This is a genomic window from Caulobacter sp. GW456-12-1-14-TSB4, from assembly GCF_059424195.1.
In genome coordinates this window covers 28,334-44,207 of sequence record NZ_JBWKZF010000029.1, presented here as the reverse complement: position 1 = coordinate 44,207, position 15,874 = coordinate 28,334, and the positions used below count along the sequence as shown (strand labels likewise).

The 15,874-nt window shown below is 68.0% G+C and carries 13 protein-coding genes and 3 pseudogenes; 8 read left to right on the top strand and 8 right to left on the bottom strand.

What is annotated here, in order from left to right:
• Positions 1-74 precede the first annotated feature (74 nt).
• A complete protein-coding gene (locus tag AC07YH_RS21620; RefSeq protein WP_494748989.1) occupies positions 75-3,014 on the top strand; it encodes a M16 family metallopeptidase in 2,940 nt (979 codons plus the stop codon).
• A 185-nt stretch (positions 3,015-3,199) separates the two neighbouring features.
• Here AC07YH_RS21620 and AC07YH_RS21615 read toward each other — a convergent pair whose 3' ends face one another.
• Positions 3,200-4,150: a hypothetical protein gene (locus AC07YH_RS21615; protein WP_494748988.1), complete on the bottom strand. Its 951-nt coding sequence runs from the start codon at positions 4,148-4,150 to the stop codon at positions 3,200-3,202.
• Between the two features lie 174 nt (positions 4,151-4,324).
• Between AC07YH_RS21615 and AC07YH_RS21610 the strand changes: the two genes are divergently transcribed.
• Positions 4,325-4,870 carry a PAS domain-containing protein gene (locus AC07YH_RS21610; protein ID WP_494748987.1) on the top strand — a complete coding sequence of 182 codons (546 nt, stop codon included), beginning with the start codon at positions 4,325-4,327 and terminating at the stop codon, positions 4,868-4,870.
• Here AC07YH_RS21610 and AC07YH_RS21605 read toward each other — a convergent pair.
• On the bottom strand, positions 4,867-5,811 hold the full coding sequence (locus tag AC07YH_RS21605; protein ID WP_494748986.1) for an aldo/keto reductase: 945 nt from the start codon (positions 5,809-5,811) through the stop codon (positions 4,867-4,869). The two genes, AC07YH_RS21610 and AC07YH_RS21605, sit on opposite strands and share 4 nt — an antisense overlap.
• A gap of 17 nt (positions 5,812-5,828) precedes the next feature.
• Here AC07YH_RS21605 and AC07YH_RS21600 point away from each other — a divergent pair.
• Positions 5,829-5,945 (top strand): annotated as a pseudogene (locus tag AC07YH_RS21600) (hypothetical protein); the annotation flags it as partial.
• Between the two features lie 21 nt (positions 5,946-5,966).
• On the opposite strand, the gene AC07YH_RS21595 reads toward AC07YH_RS21600, so the two are convergent.
• Together AC07YH_RS21595 and AC07YH_RS21590 are read right to left on the bottom strand one after the other, a co-directional pair.
• Positions 5,967-7,631 (bottom strand): choline dehydrogenase, encoded by a 1,665-nt coding sequence (locus AC07YH_RS21595; RefSeq protein WP_494748985.1) that lies wholly within the window; start codon positions 7,629-7,631, stop codon positions 5,967-5,969.
• 301 nt (positions 7,632-7,932) lie between these two features.
• Entirely contained in the window at positions 7,933-8,466 is a 534-nt protein-coding gene (locus AC07YH_RS21590) for a gamma carbonic anhydrase family protein (RefSeq protein WP_494748984.1), read from the bottom strand.
• 327 nt (positions 8,467-8,793) lie between these two features.
• Here AC07YH_RS21590 and AC07YH_RS21585 point away from each other — a divergent pair, with 327 nt between their 5' ends.
• The 4 genes and pseudogenes from AC07YH_RS21585 to AC07YH_RS21570 all read left to right on the top strand — a co-directional run bounded on the left by AC07YH_RS21585 (position 8,794) and on the right by AC07YH_RS21570 (position 12,487).
• On the top strand, positions 8,794-9,597 hold the full coding sequence (locus AC07YH_RS21585; RefSeq protein ID WP_494624016.1) for a PhoH family protein: 804 nt from the start codon (positions 8,794-8,796) through the stop codon (positions 9,595-9,597).
• 131 nt (positions 9,598-9,728) lie between these two features.
• Complete coding sequence (locus AC07YH_RS21580; RefSeq protein ID WP_494748983.1) at positions 9,729-11,714, top strand: OPT family oligopeptide transporter; 1,986 nt, start codon at positions 9,729-9,731, stop codon at positions 11,712-11,714.
• 5 nt (positions 11,715-11,719) lie between these two features.
• Positions 11,720-12,370 (top strand): annotated as a pseudogene (locus AC07YH_RS21575) (glutathione S-transferase family protein).
• A pseudogene (locus tag AC07YH_RS21570) lies at positions 12,366-12,487 on the top strand (hypothetical protein). The pseudogenes AC07YH_RS21575 and AC07YH_RS21570 overlap by 5 nt, the downstream one beginning before the upstream one ends.
• Positions 12,488-12,516: 29 nt before the next feature.
• On the opposite strand, the gene AC07YH_RS21565 reads toward AC07YH_RS21570, so the two are convergent.
• Together AC07YH_RS21565 and AC07YH_RS21560 are read right to left on the bottom strand one after the other, a co-directional pair.
• Positions 12,517-13,200, bottom strand: coding sequence for a GNAT family N-acetyltransferase (locus AC07YH_RS21565; protein ID WP_494748982.1), 684 nt, complete (start codon positions 13,198-13,200; stop codon positions 12,517-12,519).
• Between the two features lie 8 nt (positions 13,201-13,208).
• Positions 13,209-13,823, bottom strand: a complete 615-nt coding sequence (locus tag AC07YH_RS21560) for a TetR/AcrR family transcriptional regulator (protein WP_494748981.1) — start codon at positions 13,821-13,823, stop codon at positions 13,209-13,211.
• Between the two features lie 76 nt (positions 13,824-13,899).
• Between AC07YH_RS21560 and AC07YH_RS21555 the strand changes: the two genes are divergently transcribed.
• Positions 13,900-15,177 carry an MFS transporter gene (locus tag AC07YH_RS21555; protein ID WP_494748980.1) on the top strand — a complete coding sequence of 426 codons (1,278 nt, stop codon included), beginning with the start codon at positions 13,900-13,902 and terminating at the stop codon, positions 15,175-15,177.
• Here AC07YH_RS21555 and AC07YH_RS21550 read toward each other — a convergent pair.
• Complete coding sequence (locus AC07YH_RS21550) at positions 15,174-15,590, bottom strand: type II toxin-antitoxin system VapC family toxin (protein WP_494748979.1); 417 nt, start codon at positions 15,588-15,590, stop codon at positions 15,174-15,176. The genes AC07YH_RS21555 and AC07YH_RS21550 overlap by 4 nt on opposite strands.
• Positions 15,590-15,865 carry a type II toxin-antitoxin system Phd/YefM family antitoxin gene (locus AC07YH_RS21545; RefSeq protein ID WP_494748978.1) on the bottom strand — a complete coding sequence of 92 codons (276 nt, stop codon included), beginning with the start codon at positions 15,863-15,865 and terminating at the stop codon, positions 15,590-15,592. The genes AC07YH_RS21550 and AC07YH_RS21545 overlap by 1 nt, the downstream gene beginning before the upstream one ends.
• Positions 15,866-15,874 lie beyond the last annotated feature (9 nt).

The window sequence follows — 15,874 nt, the reverse complement described above, 5'->3', positions numbered from 1 at the left end:
CTTCTCGCGCCTTGCTTGCGCCATGCCTGACGGTCAAGGTGCGCGCCTTCGTTTCTAGCTATCCTGGATTCTCGATGATCAGCGCTTCGCGCTTGGCGCTTGTCGCCGCCGCCGGCCTTTCGGTCGCTGCTTGCTCGCACCTTCCCAAGCCCTCCGTCCCGTTCATGAAGAAGGGCGATAGCGACAAGCCGGCCGCCGCCGCGCCCGCGCCGAAGATCCCCGAGGCCCCGGCCCTGACGGGTCCGAAGATCAGCGACCTGAAGCCCGGCCAATGGGCGCAGGAGATTTCCGACGTCGCGCCCGATCCGTCCTGGCGTTTCGGCGTGCTGCCCAACGGCATGCGCTACGCCATCCGCAAGAACGCCACCCCGCCCGGCCAGGCCAGCTTGCGCATGTGGTTCGACGCCGGCTCGATGATGGAGGCCGACGACCAGCAGGGCCTGGCCCACTTCCTTGAGCACATGGCCTTCAACGGCTCCAAGAACGTGCCGGAAGGCGAGATGGTCAAGATCCTGGAGCGCCATGGCCTGGCGTTCGGGGCCGACACCAACGCCCAGACCAGCTTCGACGAAACCGCCTACCAGCTGGACCTGCCCAAGGCCGACGACGACACCGTCGACACCTCGCTGATGCTGCTGCGGGAAGCGGCCGGCGAGCTGACCATCGCCCAGGACGCCGTCGATCGCGAGCGCGGCGTGGTGCTGTCGGAGCAACGCACCCGCGACACCCCCGGCTACCGCGTCGCCATCGCCAGCCTGTCGGCGCAGATGGAAGGCCAGCTGCCGCCCAAGCGTATCCCGATCGGCAAGACCGAGATCCTCAAGACCGCGCCCGCCCAGCGCATCCGCGATTTCTACGAGGCCTATTACCGTCCCGAGCGGGCGGTGCTGGTGGCGGTCGGCGACTTCGACGTCGACGCCATGGAAGCCAAGATCAAGACCAAGTTCGGCGACTGGGTCGGCAAGGGCCAGCCCGGCAAGAACCCCGACATCGGCCCGGTGGCCAAGCGCGGCCCGACCGCCAAGCTGCTGGTCGAGACCGGCGCGCCCTGGTCGGTGCAGATGTCGTGGCTGCGCAAGCCCGACGGCCTGGTCGAGACCAAGGCGGTCGACGAGCGCGACATGATCGAGAATCTGGCCTTCGCGGTGATCAATCGCCGGATGCAGGCGATCGGCCGCTCGGCCGAGCCGCCGTTCATCGCCGGCGGCGCCTTCAAGGGCGACCAGTACGGCGCGGTGCGGATCACCACTTTCGGCGCCACCGCCCAGCCCAACAACTGGCGCGAGGCGATGGCCGCGCTGGACGCCGAGCAGCGCCGCGTCGTGCAATACGGCGTGCGCCAAGACGAGCTGGACCGCGAGATCGCGGGCTTGCGCGCCGGCCTGGTCGCCGCCGCGGCCGGCGAGGCCACCCAGCGCACGCCCGCCCTGGCCAATCAGCTGGTCAACACCCTGGGCGACGCCGAGGTCATCACCTCGCCCAGCCAGAACCTGGCCTTCTTCGACCAGTTGGTGAAGGGCCTGACCGCCGAGCGGGTGAACTCGGTGCTGAAGAGCGCCTTCGCCGGCTCGGGTCCGCTGATCGTCATCGCCGCGCCCAGCAATATCGAGGGCGGCGAGCAAGCCATCCTCAAGGCCTATGACGAGTTGAAGCGCCAGCCCGTCACCCCGCCCGCCGCGCCGGGCGAGAGCCTGTGGCCCTATTCCAGCTTCGGTCCGACCGGCAAGGTCGCCGAGCAGAAGGACGTCACCGACCTGGATGCCGTCTTCGTGCGCTTCGAGAACGGCGTGCGCCTGACCGTGAAGCCCACGAAGTTCCGCGACGACCAGGTCGTGGTGAAGGTCCGCACCGGCCATGGCCTGCTGGACATGCCCTCCGACAAGCAGAGCGCCCTGTGGTCCGCCAGCGCCTTCGTCGAGGGCGGCCTCAAGCAGATCAGCGCCTCGGACATGGAGCGGGTGCTGACCGGCAAGATCTGGAACGCCCAGCTGGGCGTCGAGGACGACGCCTTCTCGCTGAGCGGCCGCACGCGCCCCGAGGACCTCTCGACCGAGCTGCAGGTGCTGGCCGCCTACGCCACCGAGCCCGGCTGGCGTCCGGAGGCCTTCAACCGGGTCAAGACCAGCTACGCCACCTATCACGACCAGCTGGAGAGCACGACCGGCGGCGTCCTGGGCCGCGATCTGGGCGGGCTGATGCACGGCGGCGACCAGCGCTGGACCTTCCCGTCGCGCGAACAGATCGCCGGCGCGTCGCTGGACCAGCTGAAGGCCACCGTCGCCAATCCGCTGACCGAGGGCGACCTGGAGATCGTCATCGTCGGCGACACCACGGTCGACAAGGCCATCACCGCCGTCGCCGACACCTTCGGCGCCCTGCCCAAGCGTCCGGGCGAGCCGCCGCTGGCGGGCGCCGACAAGGCCCCGTTCCCGGCGCCGTCGGCCCAGCCTGTGCTGCGCACCCACAAGGGCCGCGCCGACCAGGCGGCCCTGTTCATGGTCTGGCGCACGGACGACCTGTTCGCCAACCTGCAGCGCTCGCGCGACGTCTCGATCCTGGGTCAGGTCGTGCAGCTGCGCTTGATCGACGAACTGCGCGAGAAGCAGGGCGCGACCTACTCGCCCAACGCCAGCTCGACGGCCAGCGTCACCTTCCAGAACTGGGGCTATCTGGGCGTCAGCCTGGAGGTGCCGCCCGAGAAGCTGGATGGCGTGGTCGCCTCGATCCGCAAGATCGCCGCCGACCTGCGCGACACCCCGATCAGCGCCGACGAGCTGGAGCGGGCCAAGAAGCCGCGCATCGACCAGATCGAGAAGGCCCGCGTGACCAACGAGTACTGGCTGGGCGCGCTGTCGGGCGCACAGGAGGACCCGCGCCTGCTGGACGCCACCCGCTCGGTGCTGGCGGGCCTGGCCCACGTCACCCCGGCCGACGTCCAGAAAGCCGCCAAGACCTATCTCGGCGACGACCAGTCGTGGCTGCTGCTGGTGAAACCGGAAGCGGCGGCGAAGTAACAAAAAGGCCCCGGCGAAAACCGGGGCCTTTTCTCTATCCGCTTCCCCGGCGAAGGCCGGGGCCCAGATGGAAGAGCGTTGAGGTGGGCTCTATGGGCGCCGCGCTCTTCCCGTCATCCCCAGCGCTCCGAGATCTGGGTCCCGGCTTTCGCCAGGAAGATCGGAACGGGGGTGTGGATTTCTAGCTAGTACACGACCCCGCCAACGCCGCCGTCCAGGCTGAAGCTGGTGCTCAGGGTCTGGCGTTCCTGCACCGTCTCCTCGCGATAGGCGGTGTAGCTCTCGGTGGTGATGATCGTCAGGATCTTCACGCCGGCGCCGAAGCGGCGCAGCAGCGAGCGCTCGTTGCAGTCGCGGGCCGGACGTTGCGGACGGCACGAGATGCTGCCCTGACCGCCCTGGCCGCCATTGGGACCACCGGCCAGGCCCGAACCCGGGATGTGGTAAAGCGACTCGTTCTTCTGGCAGACGAAGGTCTGGCCGCCGCCGCCGGTCGAGATGTCGATCTGGCCGGTAAAGTCGGCGATCACGTACTGCATGCGCGAGCCGGCGATGCAGCGATAGAGTTCGCCGTCATAGGCGTCGTCGATGTCGCGGTCGGGCGTGACCTGTGAGGCCGGGTGCGGGATGTCGCGGTCGTCCAGGCAGACGGCGCGGATGATCACGCGGCGCGTGCGGGTGCGGGTAGCTTCATAGGCCTGACGACGACGGGCTTCGCCGCCCTCGACGTTCAGGCCCTGGATGTAGCCGCTGGCCATCGGGCCCGAATAGTAGCCGCCGTGACCGCCGCCGCCGTAATAGTTGACGGTGCCCGCGGCCGAGCCGGCCAGCGAACCGGCGCCGGCGCCCGAGCTGGCGCCCGAATTGGCCGTCGCCGTGGCGCTGGAATTGGCGTTCACGATCACCGTCGCGCCGATGTTCACATTGACGCCGGGGATGTTGACGTTGTGACCGCCGCCGCAGCAGCCGGTCGGCGGCGCGGGGGGCTTGGGGGGAGCCGGCGGCGGCGAGCAGCAGGGCGGCGGCGTCGGGCAGCCGCTGGTGCAGGCCATGGCGATGCCGCCGATCGTCAGGCCGCCGAGCAGGACGCTCAGGCCGATCAGCAAGCCGCGCAGGTTCAGTTTCGGCGCCTTCATCCGGCGGTTCCCTTCACATCGGGTCGTTCCGCTTTTGGTTAAGCAAGAATCGGGCCGGACCCGCCGCTCCCCCTGGATTGCGCCAGAATGGGACGGTCGAGCCCTTGGCCCGGTTCTCCCAGCAAGGTCCGTGCGGTCGAAAACAGCCGCGAATGGACCCGCCAGGGGACGACGATGTTCCATCCAAGCACGGAACGATTGATAGACTATTGGCGCGACAAAAAAGGTGAATCGGCTTTGCCGCGCCGCGCCGACATCAATCCGGGCGATTTCCTGGAGCTGCTGCCGCAGGTGTTCGTGCTGGGCCGCGACGGCGGCAAGCTGCCGTTCCGCCTGGCCGGCGGCTTCGTCACCGAGCTTCACGCCCGCGACCTGCGCGGCCAGGACGCCTTGTCCCTGTGGGCCTTGGCCCATCGCCTGGAACTGAAGAGCGCCCTGGACGTCGCGCGCAAACGCCGCACGCCGGTGGTGGTCACCGCCGACATTCGCGCCCATGGCGTGCCTAGCGTGGGCATGGAAGTGCTGTTCGCCCCGTTGCAAGGCGCGTCGGGCGAGACCGACCGATTCCTGGGCCTCTACCAGCCGATCGCCATGATGGCCCGGCTGATGGGCCGCCCGGCCTATGAACTGGGCCTGCGCGAGATCAAGCCGCTGGGCGACGGCAACGCGGACATGCCGCGCCTGCGCCTGGCGACCCTGGACGGGCGGGCGATCGCCTAGCGGCCCGCCTCATCCAGTTTCGTCCATACCGCACCCGGCAATTCCAGCCTAGCCGCCGCCATCAGTTCTTCCAGCTGCGCGACCGAGGTGGCGCTGGCCAGCGGCGCGGTGATCAGCGGGTGGGCCATGATCCAGGCCAGGGCGACCTGAGCCTGGGACGCACCGACGGCCTCGGCCGCCTCATCCAGCGCCGCCAGCACCGCCCGCCCCTTGTCGTTCCAGTAGTCGCGCCGGATCGTCGCCGCCCGCGCCTTGCCCTCGAAGTCGGCCTCGGTGCGGTACTTGCCGCTCAGGAAGCCGGCGGCCAGACCATAGAACGGGATGATCCCCACGCCCTCGGCCTGGGTCAGGTCCGCCAGAGCGCCCTCGACCTCGCCTCGGTCATAGAGATTGAACTTCGGCTGGATGGTCTCGTAGCGCGTCAGGCCCTTGGCCTTGGACGCATCCAGGCTGGCCTTCAGTCGCTCCGGCGAGAAGTTCGACGCCCCGATGGCCCGCACCTTGCCGGCCTTCACCAGGCGGTCGAAGGCCTCCAGGGTCTCGTCCTGCGGCGTGTCGGCGTCGTCGCGGTGCGACTGGTAGAGGTCGATATAGTCGGTCTGAAGCCGCTTCAGAGACCCCTCGACCGCCGCCTCGATATTGGCGGCCGACAGGCCCGGCTGCTTCGGCCACATGGCCACCTTGGTCAGGATCAGCACCTTGTCGCGCTTGCCGCTCGCCTGGAGCCAGCGTCCGATCACGCCCTCGGACTCGCCGCCCTCGTGGCCCGGGACCCAGGCCGAATAGACGTCGGCCGTGTCGACGGCGTTGAAGCCGCCATCGACGAACGCGTCCAGCAGGCGATGCGAGGTCGCCTCGTCCGCCGTCCAGCCGAACACGTTGCCGCCGAACACCAGCGGCGCGGTCGAAAGGCCGGAGCGGCCGAGGGGGCGAAACTTCATCAGAGCCTCCAAAGCTCAAAAAATCTTGTCATCCCGGCCGCAGCGAAGCGGAGAGCCGGGACCCAGGAGTCACCGCAGTGCGCCGGCCCCTGGGTCCCGGACAAGCCCTGCGGGCTTTCCGGGATGACAAGGTTGGGGGTGTTAAAAAGGCAAGATCAAGCCGCGACCGCCCGTCCATCCTCGAACACCGGAACGTCCAGCGCCGCCAGCGGGGCCTTACCCAGCAACAGATCGGCCGCCCGCTCGGCGATCATGATGGTCGGGGCGTTGGTGTTGCCGCCGATCAGGTTCGGCATGACCGAGGCGTCGATGACCCGCAGGCCGGCCAGACCCTGCACACGCAGCTGGTCGTCGACCACCGCCAGCGGATCGCCGGCCACGCCCATGCGGCAGGTGCCGACCGGGTGGTAGATGGTCTCGGCCTTGGCGCGGATCCAGGCGTCGAGGTCGGCGTCGGTCTTCACGTCCGCGCCCGGCGCGTATTCGGCGTCGCGGTAGGGATCGAAGGCGGCCTGGGCCACGGTGTCACGGGCGATGCGCACGCCCTCGCGGATGGCGCGGCGGTCTTCGTCGGTAGCCAGATAGTTGGCCAGGATGGTCGGATCGTCGAACGGATCGGCCGAGCGCAGGCCCACCTTGCCCCGGCTTTCCGGACGCAGCTGACAGACGTGCAGGGTGAAGCCGTCCTTCTCGACCACGGTCTTGCCGTGGTCCTGCATGATGGCCAGTACGCCGTGAATCTGCAGGTCCGGGCGATCGAGGTCGGGTCGCGACTTCAGGAACGCGCCGCTCTCCAGGAACTGCTGCCGGCCCAGCCCCTTGCCGAAGAGCATGTAGCCCAGGCCGACGCCCAGCTTGTTCAGGCCCTTGTTGGCCGAATAGGCGGTCTTGAGGTTCTTGGCCGTCCACGAGACGCAGACGTCCAGGTGGTCCTGCAGGTTGGCGCCGACACCCTTGGACTCATGCACCACCGCGACGCCATGGGCCTTCAGGTCCTCCGGCGCGCCGATGCCCGACAGTTGCAGGATGTGCGGCGACTGCACCGCGCCGGCGCTCAGCAGCACCTCGGCGTCGGCATAGGCGGTCTTCTTCTCGGCGGCCTTGCCGACCACGTAATCGACGCCGACCGCGCGGCCCTTCTCGATGATGATCCGGATGGTGCGAGCCTCGGTGACGACCGTCAGGTTCGGACGCGCCAGGGCCTGGTTCAGATAGGCCATGGCCGCGCTCCAGCGCTGGCCGTCGCGGATGGTCAGGTCGTAGGGCCCGAAGCCCTCCTGCTGGAAGCCGTTGAAGTCCTTGGTGGTCTTGTGACCCGCCTGTCGGCCGGCCTCGATCAGAGCCCCGTAGAACGGGCTGTCGCTCTCGCCCTTCGACACATGCAGCGGACCCTTGTCGCCGTGATAGGCGTCGCCGCCGGCGTGGTGGCTCTCCGAGCGCTTGAAGTAGGGCAGCACCTCTTCGTACGACCAGCCCGACAGGCCCATCTGCCGCCACTGGTCGTAGTCGCGGGCGTGGCCGCGAATATAGATCATGCCGTTGATGGCCGAGCTGCCGCCCAGGCCCTTGCCGCGCGGCCACCAGAGCTTGCGATTGTCGAGGTGGGGTTCGGCCTCGGTCCAGAAGCCCCAGTTCTGCTCGCCCTTGTCCTTGATCAGCTGGCCGACACCCGCCGGCATCTTGACCAGGATGGAGCTGTTCTTGCCGCCGGCCTCCAGCAGCAGGACCTTGATGTTGGGATCTTCCGTCAGCCGGGCGGCCAGCACGCAGCCGGCCGAACCCGCGCCGATGACGACGTAATCAAAGCGTTCGCTGGCCATGGCCCCGACGCCCTCCCTGGAAGGTTATCATTGTTAAGCCAGAGAGTGATCCGGGATCGGCTGCTGTGCAAGTTCCCGCAACGTCGTTTGGAAAAACGGAAAACGAGCATTGTGCGTTCACACTCAACTCGAACCACGCTATATACTACCTGAAGACGAAATTGGGCCAACATCGCCCGCACCGCCTTGCCACGTGGACGCCTTTTGCGTGGCGAGCTCTTCTCGCGCTACGTGCCCTGCGCGGGAAGCCGGAGCGCCGCATCGCATCCCCCCAAAGCAGCGGGCGGCGCTCCCTTGGCTTCTAGCCCTCCACCACCCTCAGATCGCGGACATAGCGCTTCCAGTTCTCGACATAGTGCAGGGCCGAACCCTGCAGGATCATGGTGTGGTGCTCGCTGACCTCGCGCACGACCTTGCCCGGCGCGCCCATGACCATCGAGTTGTCGGGAATCTCCTTGCCCTCGGTGATCAAGGCGCCGGCGCCGATCAGGCAGTTCTTCCCGATCTTCGCGCCGTTCAGAACCACCGCGCCGATGCCGATCAGCGAGCCGTCGCCGATCATGCAGCCGTGAAGCATCACCATGTGACCGATGGTCACGTTGGCGCCGATGGTCAGGGGAACGCCAGCATCCGTGTGAAGAACAGATCCGTCCTGCACATTACTGTTCTCGCCGACGGTGATCGGATCGTTGTCCCCGCGCACCACCGAGCCCCACCAGATACTGGCGTTCTTCTTGAGAATCACATTGCCCATCACGCTGGCGGTCGGGGCGATCCAGTATTCGTCCTGTGCGGGAAGCGTGGGCACAAGGGCGCCCAGGGAATAGACAGTCATCCGTATGCCTCGTTTTCTTGGGCGCGATTTTGGCGTTAACCACCCGGAAACCATGATGCGCCATTGTAGTCAGGCGATTCGAGAGGGAACATTCCTCCAGCGGGAATGATTCTTATCTCGTACGGGTCGGGGGCGACCACCGCCATCGGCCCACCCGCTGACGAAGAAGGTGTCGCTCTTGGCGTTCCGGCGTACAGCACCGTCCCCTGGAAGCCCCCACGAGGGGAGCTCTCCCGAGCCGTCCGGCCGCGCACGCGACTTCGTCTCCATCATCCAGCTCACCGACAAGGACGACGCCTTTTGGCCTCGTCCTTTTTTATTGCCCTCATGGAGGCTTTGATGACCAAGCGAGCCCTGAAGCGGATGGCGCGCGAAGGCGCGTATGAAACCGGACAATATGGTGATGACGCCAAGGTGCGTCGCCTGCCGGTCGATGTTCGCGAGCGGGGGAACAGCTGGAATCCACTGGGGCATGACGGCGCCCCGAACAATCCAGAGCGCGATCAGAGCTACCTAAAAACGATAAAACCGAAATCGCCAGGCCAGGCGCAGTTGATGGAAGCCATCGACGAGAAGAACCTGGTCATGGCCCTGGGTCCGGCCGGCACCGGCAAGACCTACATCGCCATCTCCAAGGCGGTTGAGGCCCTGGAGGCCGGCCGCGTCGGCCGCATCGTGCTGTCGCGTCCCGCCGTCGAGGCCGGCGAGTCGATCGGCTACCTGCCGGGCGACATGGAAGACAAGCTGGCCCCCTATCTGCGCCCGCTCTACGACGCCCTGACCGATCGCCTGTCGGTCAAGCGCATGCGGGCCCTGATGGCCGAGGGCGCGATCGAGATCGCCCCGGTCGGCTTCATGCGCGGCCGCACCCTGAACAACGCCTTCGTGGTCATCGATGAGGCCCAGAACTGCACCTACATGCAGCTGAAGATGCTGCTGACGCGCCTAGGCTGGAGCTCGACCATGGTGGTCACGGGCGACCCGAACCAGTCGGACCTCTTGCCGGGCATCTCGGGCCTGGCCGACGTCGCCGACCGCTTCGAGGCCGTCTCCAACATCGCCGTCGTCCGCCTGGCCGACCGCGACATCGTCCGCCACCCGCTGGTCGCCGAGATGCTGGGCGTCCTCTAAGGACAAACCATCCCCTGGGGCCCTCGTTTCGATCCGGAACGGGGGCCTTTGGGCCCTGAACATGCCAAATCCGAGCTTGAGTTGGAGGCGGTCGGACGTGCAAGGTCCGGCCGTCTTAACTTTTCCCGGACTTGTTCATGGCCGACTCCACAGCGCCGCGCACGGAACTGACCCTCAGGGGCATACTCCTCGGCGTCGCCATCACCCTCGTCTTCACCGCCGCCCAGGTCTATCTGGGCCTCAAGGTCGGCCTGACCTTCGCCACCTCGATCCCCGCCGCCGTCATCTCGATGGCCCTGCTGCGGGCCTTCAAGACGGCGACCATCCAGGAAAACAATATCGTCCAGACCATCGCCTCGGCGGCGGGCACGCTGTCGTCGGTGATCTTCGTGCTGCCGGGCCTGCTGATGATCGGCTGGTGGGCGCACATCCCGTTCCTGCCGACGTTCGGCGCCTGCGCCGTCGGCGGCATCCTGGGCGTGATGTACACCATCCCCCTGCGCCGGGCCCTGGTGACCAACTCCAACCTCCCCTACCCGGAAGGCGTCGCCGCCGCCGAGGTGCTGAAGGTCGGCACCGGTTCGCGTGAAGGCGCCGCCGAGGGCAAGGCGGGCCTGGTCGCGGTCGCCCTGGGCACCCTGGCCTCTGCTGCTTTCGGAGCCTTGGCCGCCGCCAAGATCTTCGCCGCCGAAGTGGCCGGCTACTTCAAGGCCGGCGCTGGCGCCACGGGCCTGGGCGCTTCCGCCTCGCTGGCCCTGATGGGCGCGGGCCACCTGATGGGCATCACCGTCGGCATCGCCATGTTCGCAGGGCTCGCCATCGCCTGGGGCGTGCTCGTCCCGATCATGACCACGATCCACCAGATCCCCGGCGCCGACGCCGCCACCCACGCCCTGACGGTGTGGAAGACCGAGGTCCGCTTCATGGGCGCCGGCGTCATCGGCGCGGCCGCCATCTGGACGCTGGGCAAGCTGGCCGGTCCGATCTGGAGCGGCCTGGTCTCGTCGCTGGAAGCCGGCAAGGCCCGCAAGGCCGGCGGCGTCGTTCCCCGCATCGAGCAGGACATCCCGATCACCATCGTCGGCCTGGTCTCGCTGCTGCTGCTGGCCCCGGCCGGCTGGTTCCTGGCCCACTTCCTGGTCGGCGGCCCGATCGCCCACCTGACCGTTCCGCTGGTCGCCATCGGCATCGGCTACGTGCTGATCGCCGGCCTGCTGGCCGCCGCCGTCTGCGGCTACATGGCCGGCCTGATCGGTTCGTCCAACAGCCCGGTCTCGGGCATCGCCATCCTGACGGTGCTGGGCGCCTCGCTGATGGTCGGCGCGGTCGGCCGCGGCGTCATCGGCCCGGACGTCACCAAGGCCCTGGTCGCCTTCGCCCTCTACGTCACCACCGTCGTCCTGGCCGTGGCCGTGGTCGCCAACGACAACCTGCAGGACCTGAAGACCGGCCAGCTGGTCGACGCCACGCCGTGGAAGCAGCAGGTCGGCCTGGTCATCGGCGTCATCTCGGGCGCCGTGGTCATCCCGTTCGTGCTGGAACTGCTGAACCTGTCGAACGGCTTCGCCGGCGCGCCGAACGTCAACGCGATCGCCAACGATCCGCTGGCCGCGCCCCAGGCGACGCTGATCTCGACCCTGGCCAAGGGCGTGCTGGGCGGTGACCTGAACTGGTCCTTGCTGGGCATCGGCGCGCTGATCGGTCTGGCCCTGGTCGCCATCGACGAGACCCTGCGCAAGACCTCGGCCGGCCGCTACAGCCTGCCCGCCCTGGGCGTTGGCCTGGCCATCTACCTGCCTAGCTCCGTCACCGCCCCCGTGGTGGTCGGCGCCCTGGTCGGCTGGATCTACGACAAGCTGGTCGACAAGGACGCCACCGGCGAGGCCGCCAAGCGCCTGGGCGTGCTGGTCGCCTCGGGCTTCATCGTCGGCGAGAGCCTGTTCAACGTCGCCCTGGCCGGCCTGATCGTCGGCACCGCCAAGGGCGAGCCCCTGGCCGTGCCGTTCGCGCCGTCCGAGCACGTCGGCATGATCCTGTCCCTGATCGCCGCGGCGATCGTGGTCTTCGCGCTCTACAACTGGGCGCGCGGCGCGGCCAAGAAGACGGCCGAGGCCTGAAGCTGATGGCGTTGAAGGTCTGGGGCCGCCGCTCCTCCTTCAACGTCCAGAAGGTGCTGTGGCTCGTGGGGGAGCTTGGTCTTCACCACGAGCACATTCCCGCCGGCGGCAGCTTCGGCGGATTAGATGATCCTGATTTCCTGGCGATGAACCCGCATGGGCGGGTGCCGGTGATCGACGACGACGGCGTGGTCGTCTGGTAGTCCCACGCCATTCTCCGCTATCTCGGCGCTCGATACGGTGGTCCGACATTGTGGCCAGAGGGTCCCGCTGATCGCGCGCAGGCCGACGGCTGGATGGACTGGGCGCAGACTTCGCTACAACCCGCGTTTTTGACTGGCGTGTTCTGGGGTTGGTACCGGACGCCGGAAGCACAGCGTGATGGCCCCGCGGTTGAAACCGCACTAGCCGCCTGCGCTCGGCATTTCCAGCTGCTCGACAAGATGCTGGCCGATCGCCCGTTCCTGGGCGGCGACGCGCCGAGCCTGGCGGACATTCCTGCCGGCACGCACCTCTATCGCTACTACGAACTCGAGATCGACCGGCCTGCGACGCCCAACGTCGAAGCTTGGTACGCGCGGCTGCGGGAGCGGCCCGCTTACCGCGAGCACGTCATGATCCCGTTCGGCGAGATGAAAGGCCGGCTGGCGTATTGAGCGCCCCCTCCGTCACGATGCGTATCCGCATCGCGCCACCTCCCCCGTTTCACGGGTGAGGAGATGCAGCTTCCCCCTCCTGCCCCGCTTGCGGGGGAGGTGGCGCGGCGCCGATAGGCGACGTGACGGAGGGGGCGCTGCTGGCGCTAAGCCGCCGCCAGGATCGTGAACATCACATCCTGCCGCCCGCGATACCCCAGCGACTCATACAGCCCGATCGCCGTGGCGTTGTCCGCATAGCTGTGCAGGAACGCCTTCTCCCCCGTCGCCAGGATCGTCGCCGTCACCTCGCGCAGCAGGCGGGCGGCGTAGCCCTTGCCGCGATGGTCGGGATGCACGCACACTCCGCTGGCCTCGGTGTAGCCGTCGGGCCGCATCCGCTGGCCAGCCATGGCGACCAGCTGGCCCTCGACCCGCACGCCGATGAAGTCGCCCAGCTGATGGGTGCGCGAGAAGAACGGGCCGGGCTTGGTCAGGGTGGCGAGCGCCAGCATTTCAGCCGCGTCGGCGTCGGCCAGCGGCAGCATGTCAAAGGCCACGTCCCAGGCCGGCGCGACGGTTTCGGCGACCATCTGCAGGCACAGGGCGCTGGAGACGATCTGCGTCCCGGGCGGGGCCGACGGCGTGGTCAGCTCGACCAGGCCCACGGTCCCCATCTCGCGCACCAAAGCGCCCAGGTCCGCCGCGCTCTGCGGGCTGTCGTCCAGCGTCCCGGCGAACAGGCCAAAGTCCGGATGCATCCGGATCGCGCCGCCGCGATGGACGGCGAGGTGGCTTTGCCGGCCGGTCAGGGTGGAAACGGCGGGGCGGTCGAGAACGTGAGCGGTCATAGGTCCATTCAAGCGGGACAATAGGCGGCGATCAACGCCTTCACGGCGCCGACCACGGCCTTGGCCGGCTTGTCGTCGCCGTCGAACATCTGGCTGGAGGTGAAGACGCCCTCGATCAGCAGCATCATCGCATCGCCCAGGGCCTTGGGATCGGACGCGCCCATCTGCACGGCCTTGGCCTGGAGGCGGTCGCGCAGATCCTGCTTGTGGACCTGCGAGACCATGCGGCCGGCGTGGGTACGATCCGGGTACTCGACGACCGCGTTGGAGAGATTGCAGCCGCGATAGTCGTCGCCGCCCGAGCGGTCGGCCATCCCTTGAAAATAGGCGACCATCTGCGCCTTGGGGTCGTCCGGATACAGCGCCTCGGCCGCCTCGAACCGTTCCCAGAAGCCGGTCTCGACCTCACGCAGCACCGCCGCGACCAGCTCGTCCTTGGATTTGTAGCTGCGATAGAGGCTGGGCTTGGTCACCCCGGCCTTGGTGACGATCTCATCGACCCCGACCGCGCGGATGCCCTCGCGATAGAACAGCTCGCGCGCCGTGTCGAAGATGCGTTCGGCGGCGCGTGGAGCGGGACCGTAGGGTCCTTTGAGAATTTCTTCTGGCGATCGATCTGACATGATGCTTGACGATGTTACTTACCGGTACGTATGTAGCCGAACAACCCCGTACCGATCGGTTACATAGAGACGCCGCATGACCACCGCCAGCCGTCGCCCGTTCGGGCAGAACTACGCCTTCGTGGTCGCCGGGGCGATCTTCTTCGCCCTGCTGGCCGCCGCCGGCCTCCGCGCCGCGCCGGGCGTGCTGATCCTGCCGCTGGAGAAGGCGTTCGGCTGGGACCGGGGCTCGATCTCGCTGGCCGCCGCCGTCGGCATCTTCCTCTACGGCCTGACCGGCCCCTTCGCGGCGGCGCTGATGCAGTCGTTCGGCCTGCGCAAGACCGTGACCCTGGCGCTGCTGCTGATGTCGGTCTCCACGGGGCTTTCGGCCTTCATGACCACTACCTGGCAGTACGTCGCCACCTGGGGCGTTCTGGCGGGCTTTGGCAGCGGCGCGGTGGCCATGGTGCTGGGCGCGACGGTGGTGAACCGCTGGTTCGTCGCCCGGCGCGGCCTGATGCTGGGCCTGCTGACCGCCTCGACCGCCACCGGCTCGCTGATCTTCCTGCCCGGCATGGCCCTGATCGCCGATCACGGCGGCTGGAAGCCGGTGGTGGTGACGGTCTCGATCGTCACCCTGGTCCTAGCCCCGCTGGTCTGGCTGCTGATCCCCGAGCGCCCCGCCGACGTGGGCCTCAAGCCCTATGGCGCGCCGGACGACTACGAGGCCCCCGCCCCGCTGAACGGCGCCAACGCGCTGATGTACGCGTTCGGAGCCCTGGGCCGCGCGGCCAAGACCCGGACCTTCTGGCTGCTGTTCCTGGGCTTCTTCATCTGCGGCTTGACCACCAACGGCCTGGTGGGCGTGCACATGATCGCCTTCTGCGGCGACCGGGGCATGCCCGAGGTCAAGGCCGCCGGCCTGCTGGCGCTGATGGGCCTGTTCGATCTGTTCGGCACCACGGCTTCGGGCTGGCTGACCGACCGCTACGACAGCCGCAAGCTCTTGTTCGTCTACTACGTGCTGCGCGGGCTCTCGCTGATCTACCTGCCGTTCTCGGACTTCTCGGTGGTCAGCCTGTCGGCGTTCGCGGTGTTCTACGGCCTGGACTGGATCGCCACCGTGCCGCCGACCGTCCGCCTGGCCACCCAGGCCTTCGGCGAGCGCGACGGCCCCATCGTCTTCGGCTGGATCGCCGCCGGCCACCAGGTCGGCGCGGCCACGGCGGCCATCGGGGCGGGCCTGATCCGCGCCAGCCAGGGCCAGTACGTCGAGGCCTTCATCATCGCCGGCTTCGCGGGCCTGGTGGCCGGCGTGGCGTCGCTGATGATCCGCAAGACGGTGAAGGCTGGGACGCTCGCGGCGGCCTAGTCGCCCCAGGGATTGAACACTGGTCCTCCCCAGGCCTCGAAATCTCGGACGTTGCGGGTGACCAGAGTCAAACCATGGACCTCGGCGGTGGCGGCCAGGAAGGCGTCCATCGCCGGCATGGTGCGTCGAGCATTCTCGGCCGCGCGCCGAATTCTCGCCTGCGTCACCGCGACCTGGGCGTCTATCGGAAGCACGCGATCACCGAAGTCCGCGATCACGCTGCTTAGCCACAGGCGCAGGCCATGCGCCTTCTGGCCCGCCGCGAGGCGTTCGATGCCATAGCCAGCCTCGGCCAAGCTCACGGCGCTAATAAACAGCGTCGAGGACCTTTGGGCCCTCGACCAGGCGCTCACCGCCGGATGGGGGTTCTGCTTGGTCGTGTCGGACAGGACGTTGGTGTCGAGCAAGAACATCAGAACTCGATCACTCGCCCAGGGTCCTGGTCGCGGGCGAAGAGCTCGTCATGCTCCTGGTCGGTGAGGATTTGGAAGCGCGGATCCAGCCACGTCGGCGCGTCTTCGGAGACGCCGTTCGCCTGGCTGAGCCGGCGATATTCCTCGGCGGAGAGGACGACCACCGCGTCCTTGCCGTTCTTGGTCAGATGCTGCGGCCCCTGCGTACGGGCGCGTTCGACCACTTCGCTGAACTTGGCCTTGGCTTCCGCCAGGCTCCAGCTGCCATCGGGCATGACGCCCTC

Excerpts from the sequence above, each read along its gene's own strand:
- AC07YH_RS21620 (WP_494748989.1), top strand. The coding sequence starts at position 75 with ATGATCAGCGCTTCGCGCTTGGCGCTTGTCGCCGCCGCCGGCCTTTCG.
- AC07YH_RS21615 (WP_494748988.1), bottom strand. The coding sequence starts at position 4,150 with ATGAAGGCGCCGAAACTGAACCTGCGCGGCTTGCTGATCGGCCTGAGC.
- AC07YH_RS21610 (WP_494748987.1), top strand. The coding sequence starts at position 4,325 with ATGTTCCATCCAAGCACGGAACGATTGATAGACTATTGGCGCGACAAA.
- AC07YH_RS21605 (WP_494748986.1), bottom strand. The coding sequence starts at position 5,811 with ATGAAGTTTCGCCCCCTCGGCCGCTCCGGCCTTTCGACCGCGCCGCTG.
- AC07YH_RS21595 (WP_494748985.1), bottom strand. The coding sequence starts at position 7,631 with ATGGCCAGCGAACGCTTTGATTACGTCGTCATCGGCGCGGGTTCGGCC.
- AC07YH_RS21590 (WP_494748984.1), bottom strand. The coding sequence starts at position 8,466 with ATGACTGTCTATTCCCTGGGCGCCCTTGTGCCCACGCTTCCCGCACAG.
- AC07YH_RS21585 (WP_494624016.1), top strand. The coding sequence starts at position 8,794 with ATGGAGGCTTTGATGACCAAGCGAGCCCTGAAGCGGATGGCGCGCGAA.
- AC07YH_RS21565 (WP_494748982.1), bottom strand. The coding sequence starts at position 13,200 with ATGACCGCTCACGTTCTCGACCGCCCCGCCGTTTCCACCCTGACCGGC.
- AC07YH_RS21560 (WP_494748981.1), bottom strand. The coding sequence starts at position 13,823 with ATGTCAGATCGATCGCCAGAAGAAATTCTCAAAGGACCCTACGGTCCC.
- AC07YH_RS21555 (WP_494748980.1), top strand. The coding sequence starts at position 13,900 with ATGACCACCGCCAGCCGTCGCCCGTTCGGGCAGAACTACGCCTTCGTG.
- AC07YH_RS21550 (WP_494748979.1), bottom strand. The coding sequence starts at position 15,590 with ATGTTCTTGCTCGACACCAACGTCCTGTCCGACACGACCAAGCAGAAC.
- AC07YH_RS21545 (WP_494748978.1), bottom strand. The coding sequence starts at position 15,865 with ATGCCCGATGGCAGCTGGAGCCTGGCGGAAGCCAAGGCCAAGTTCAGC.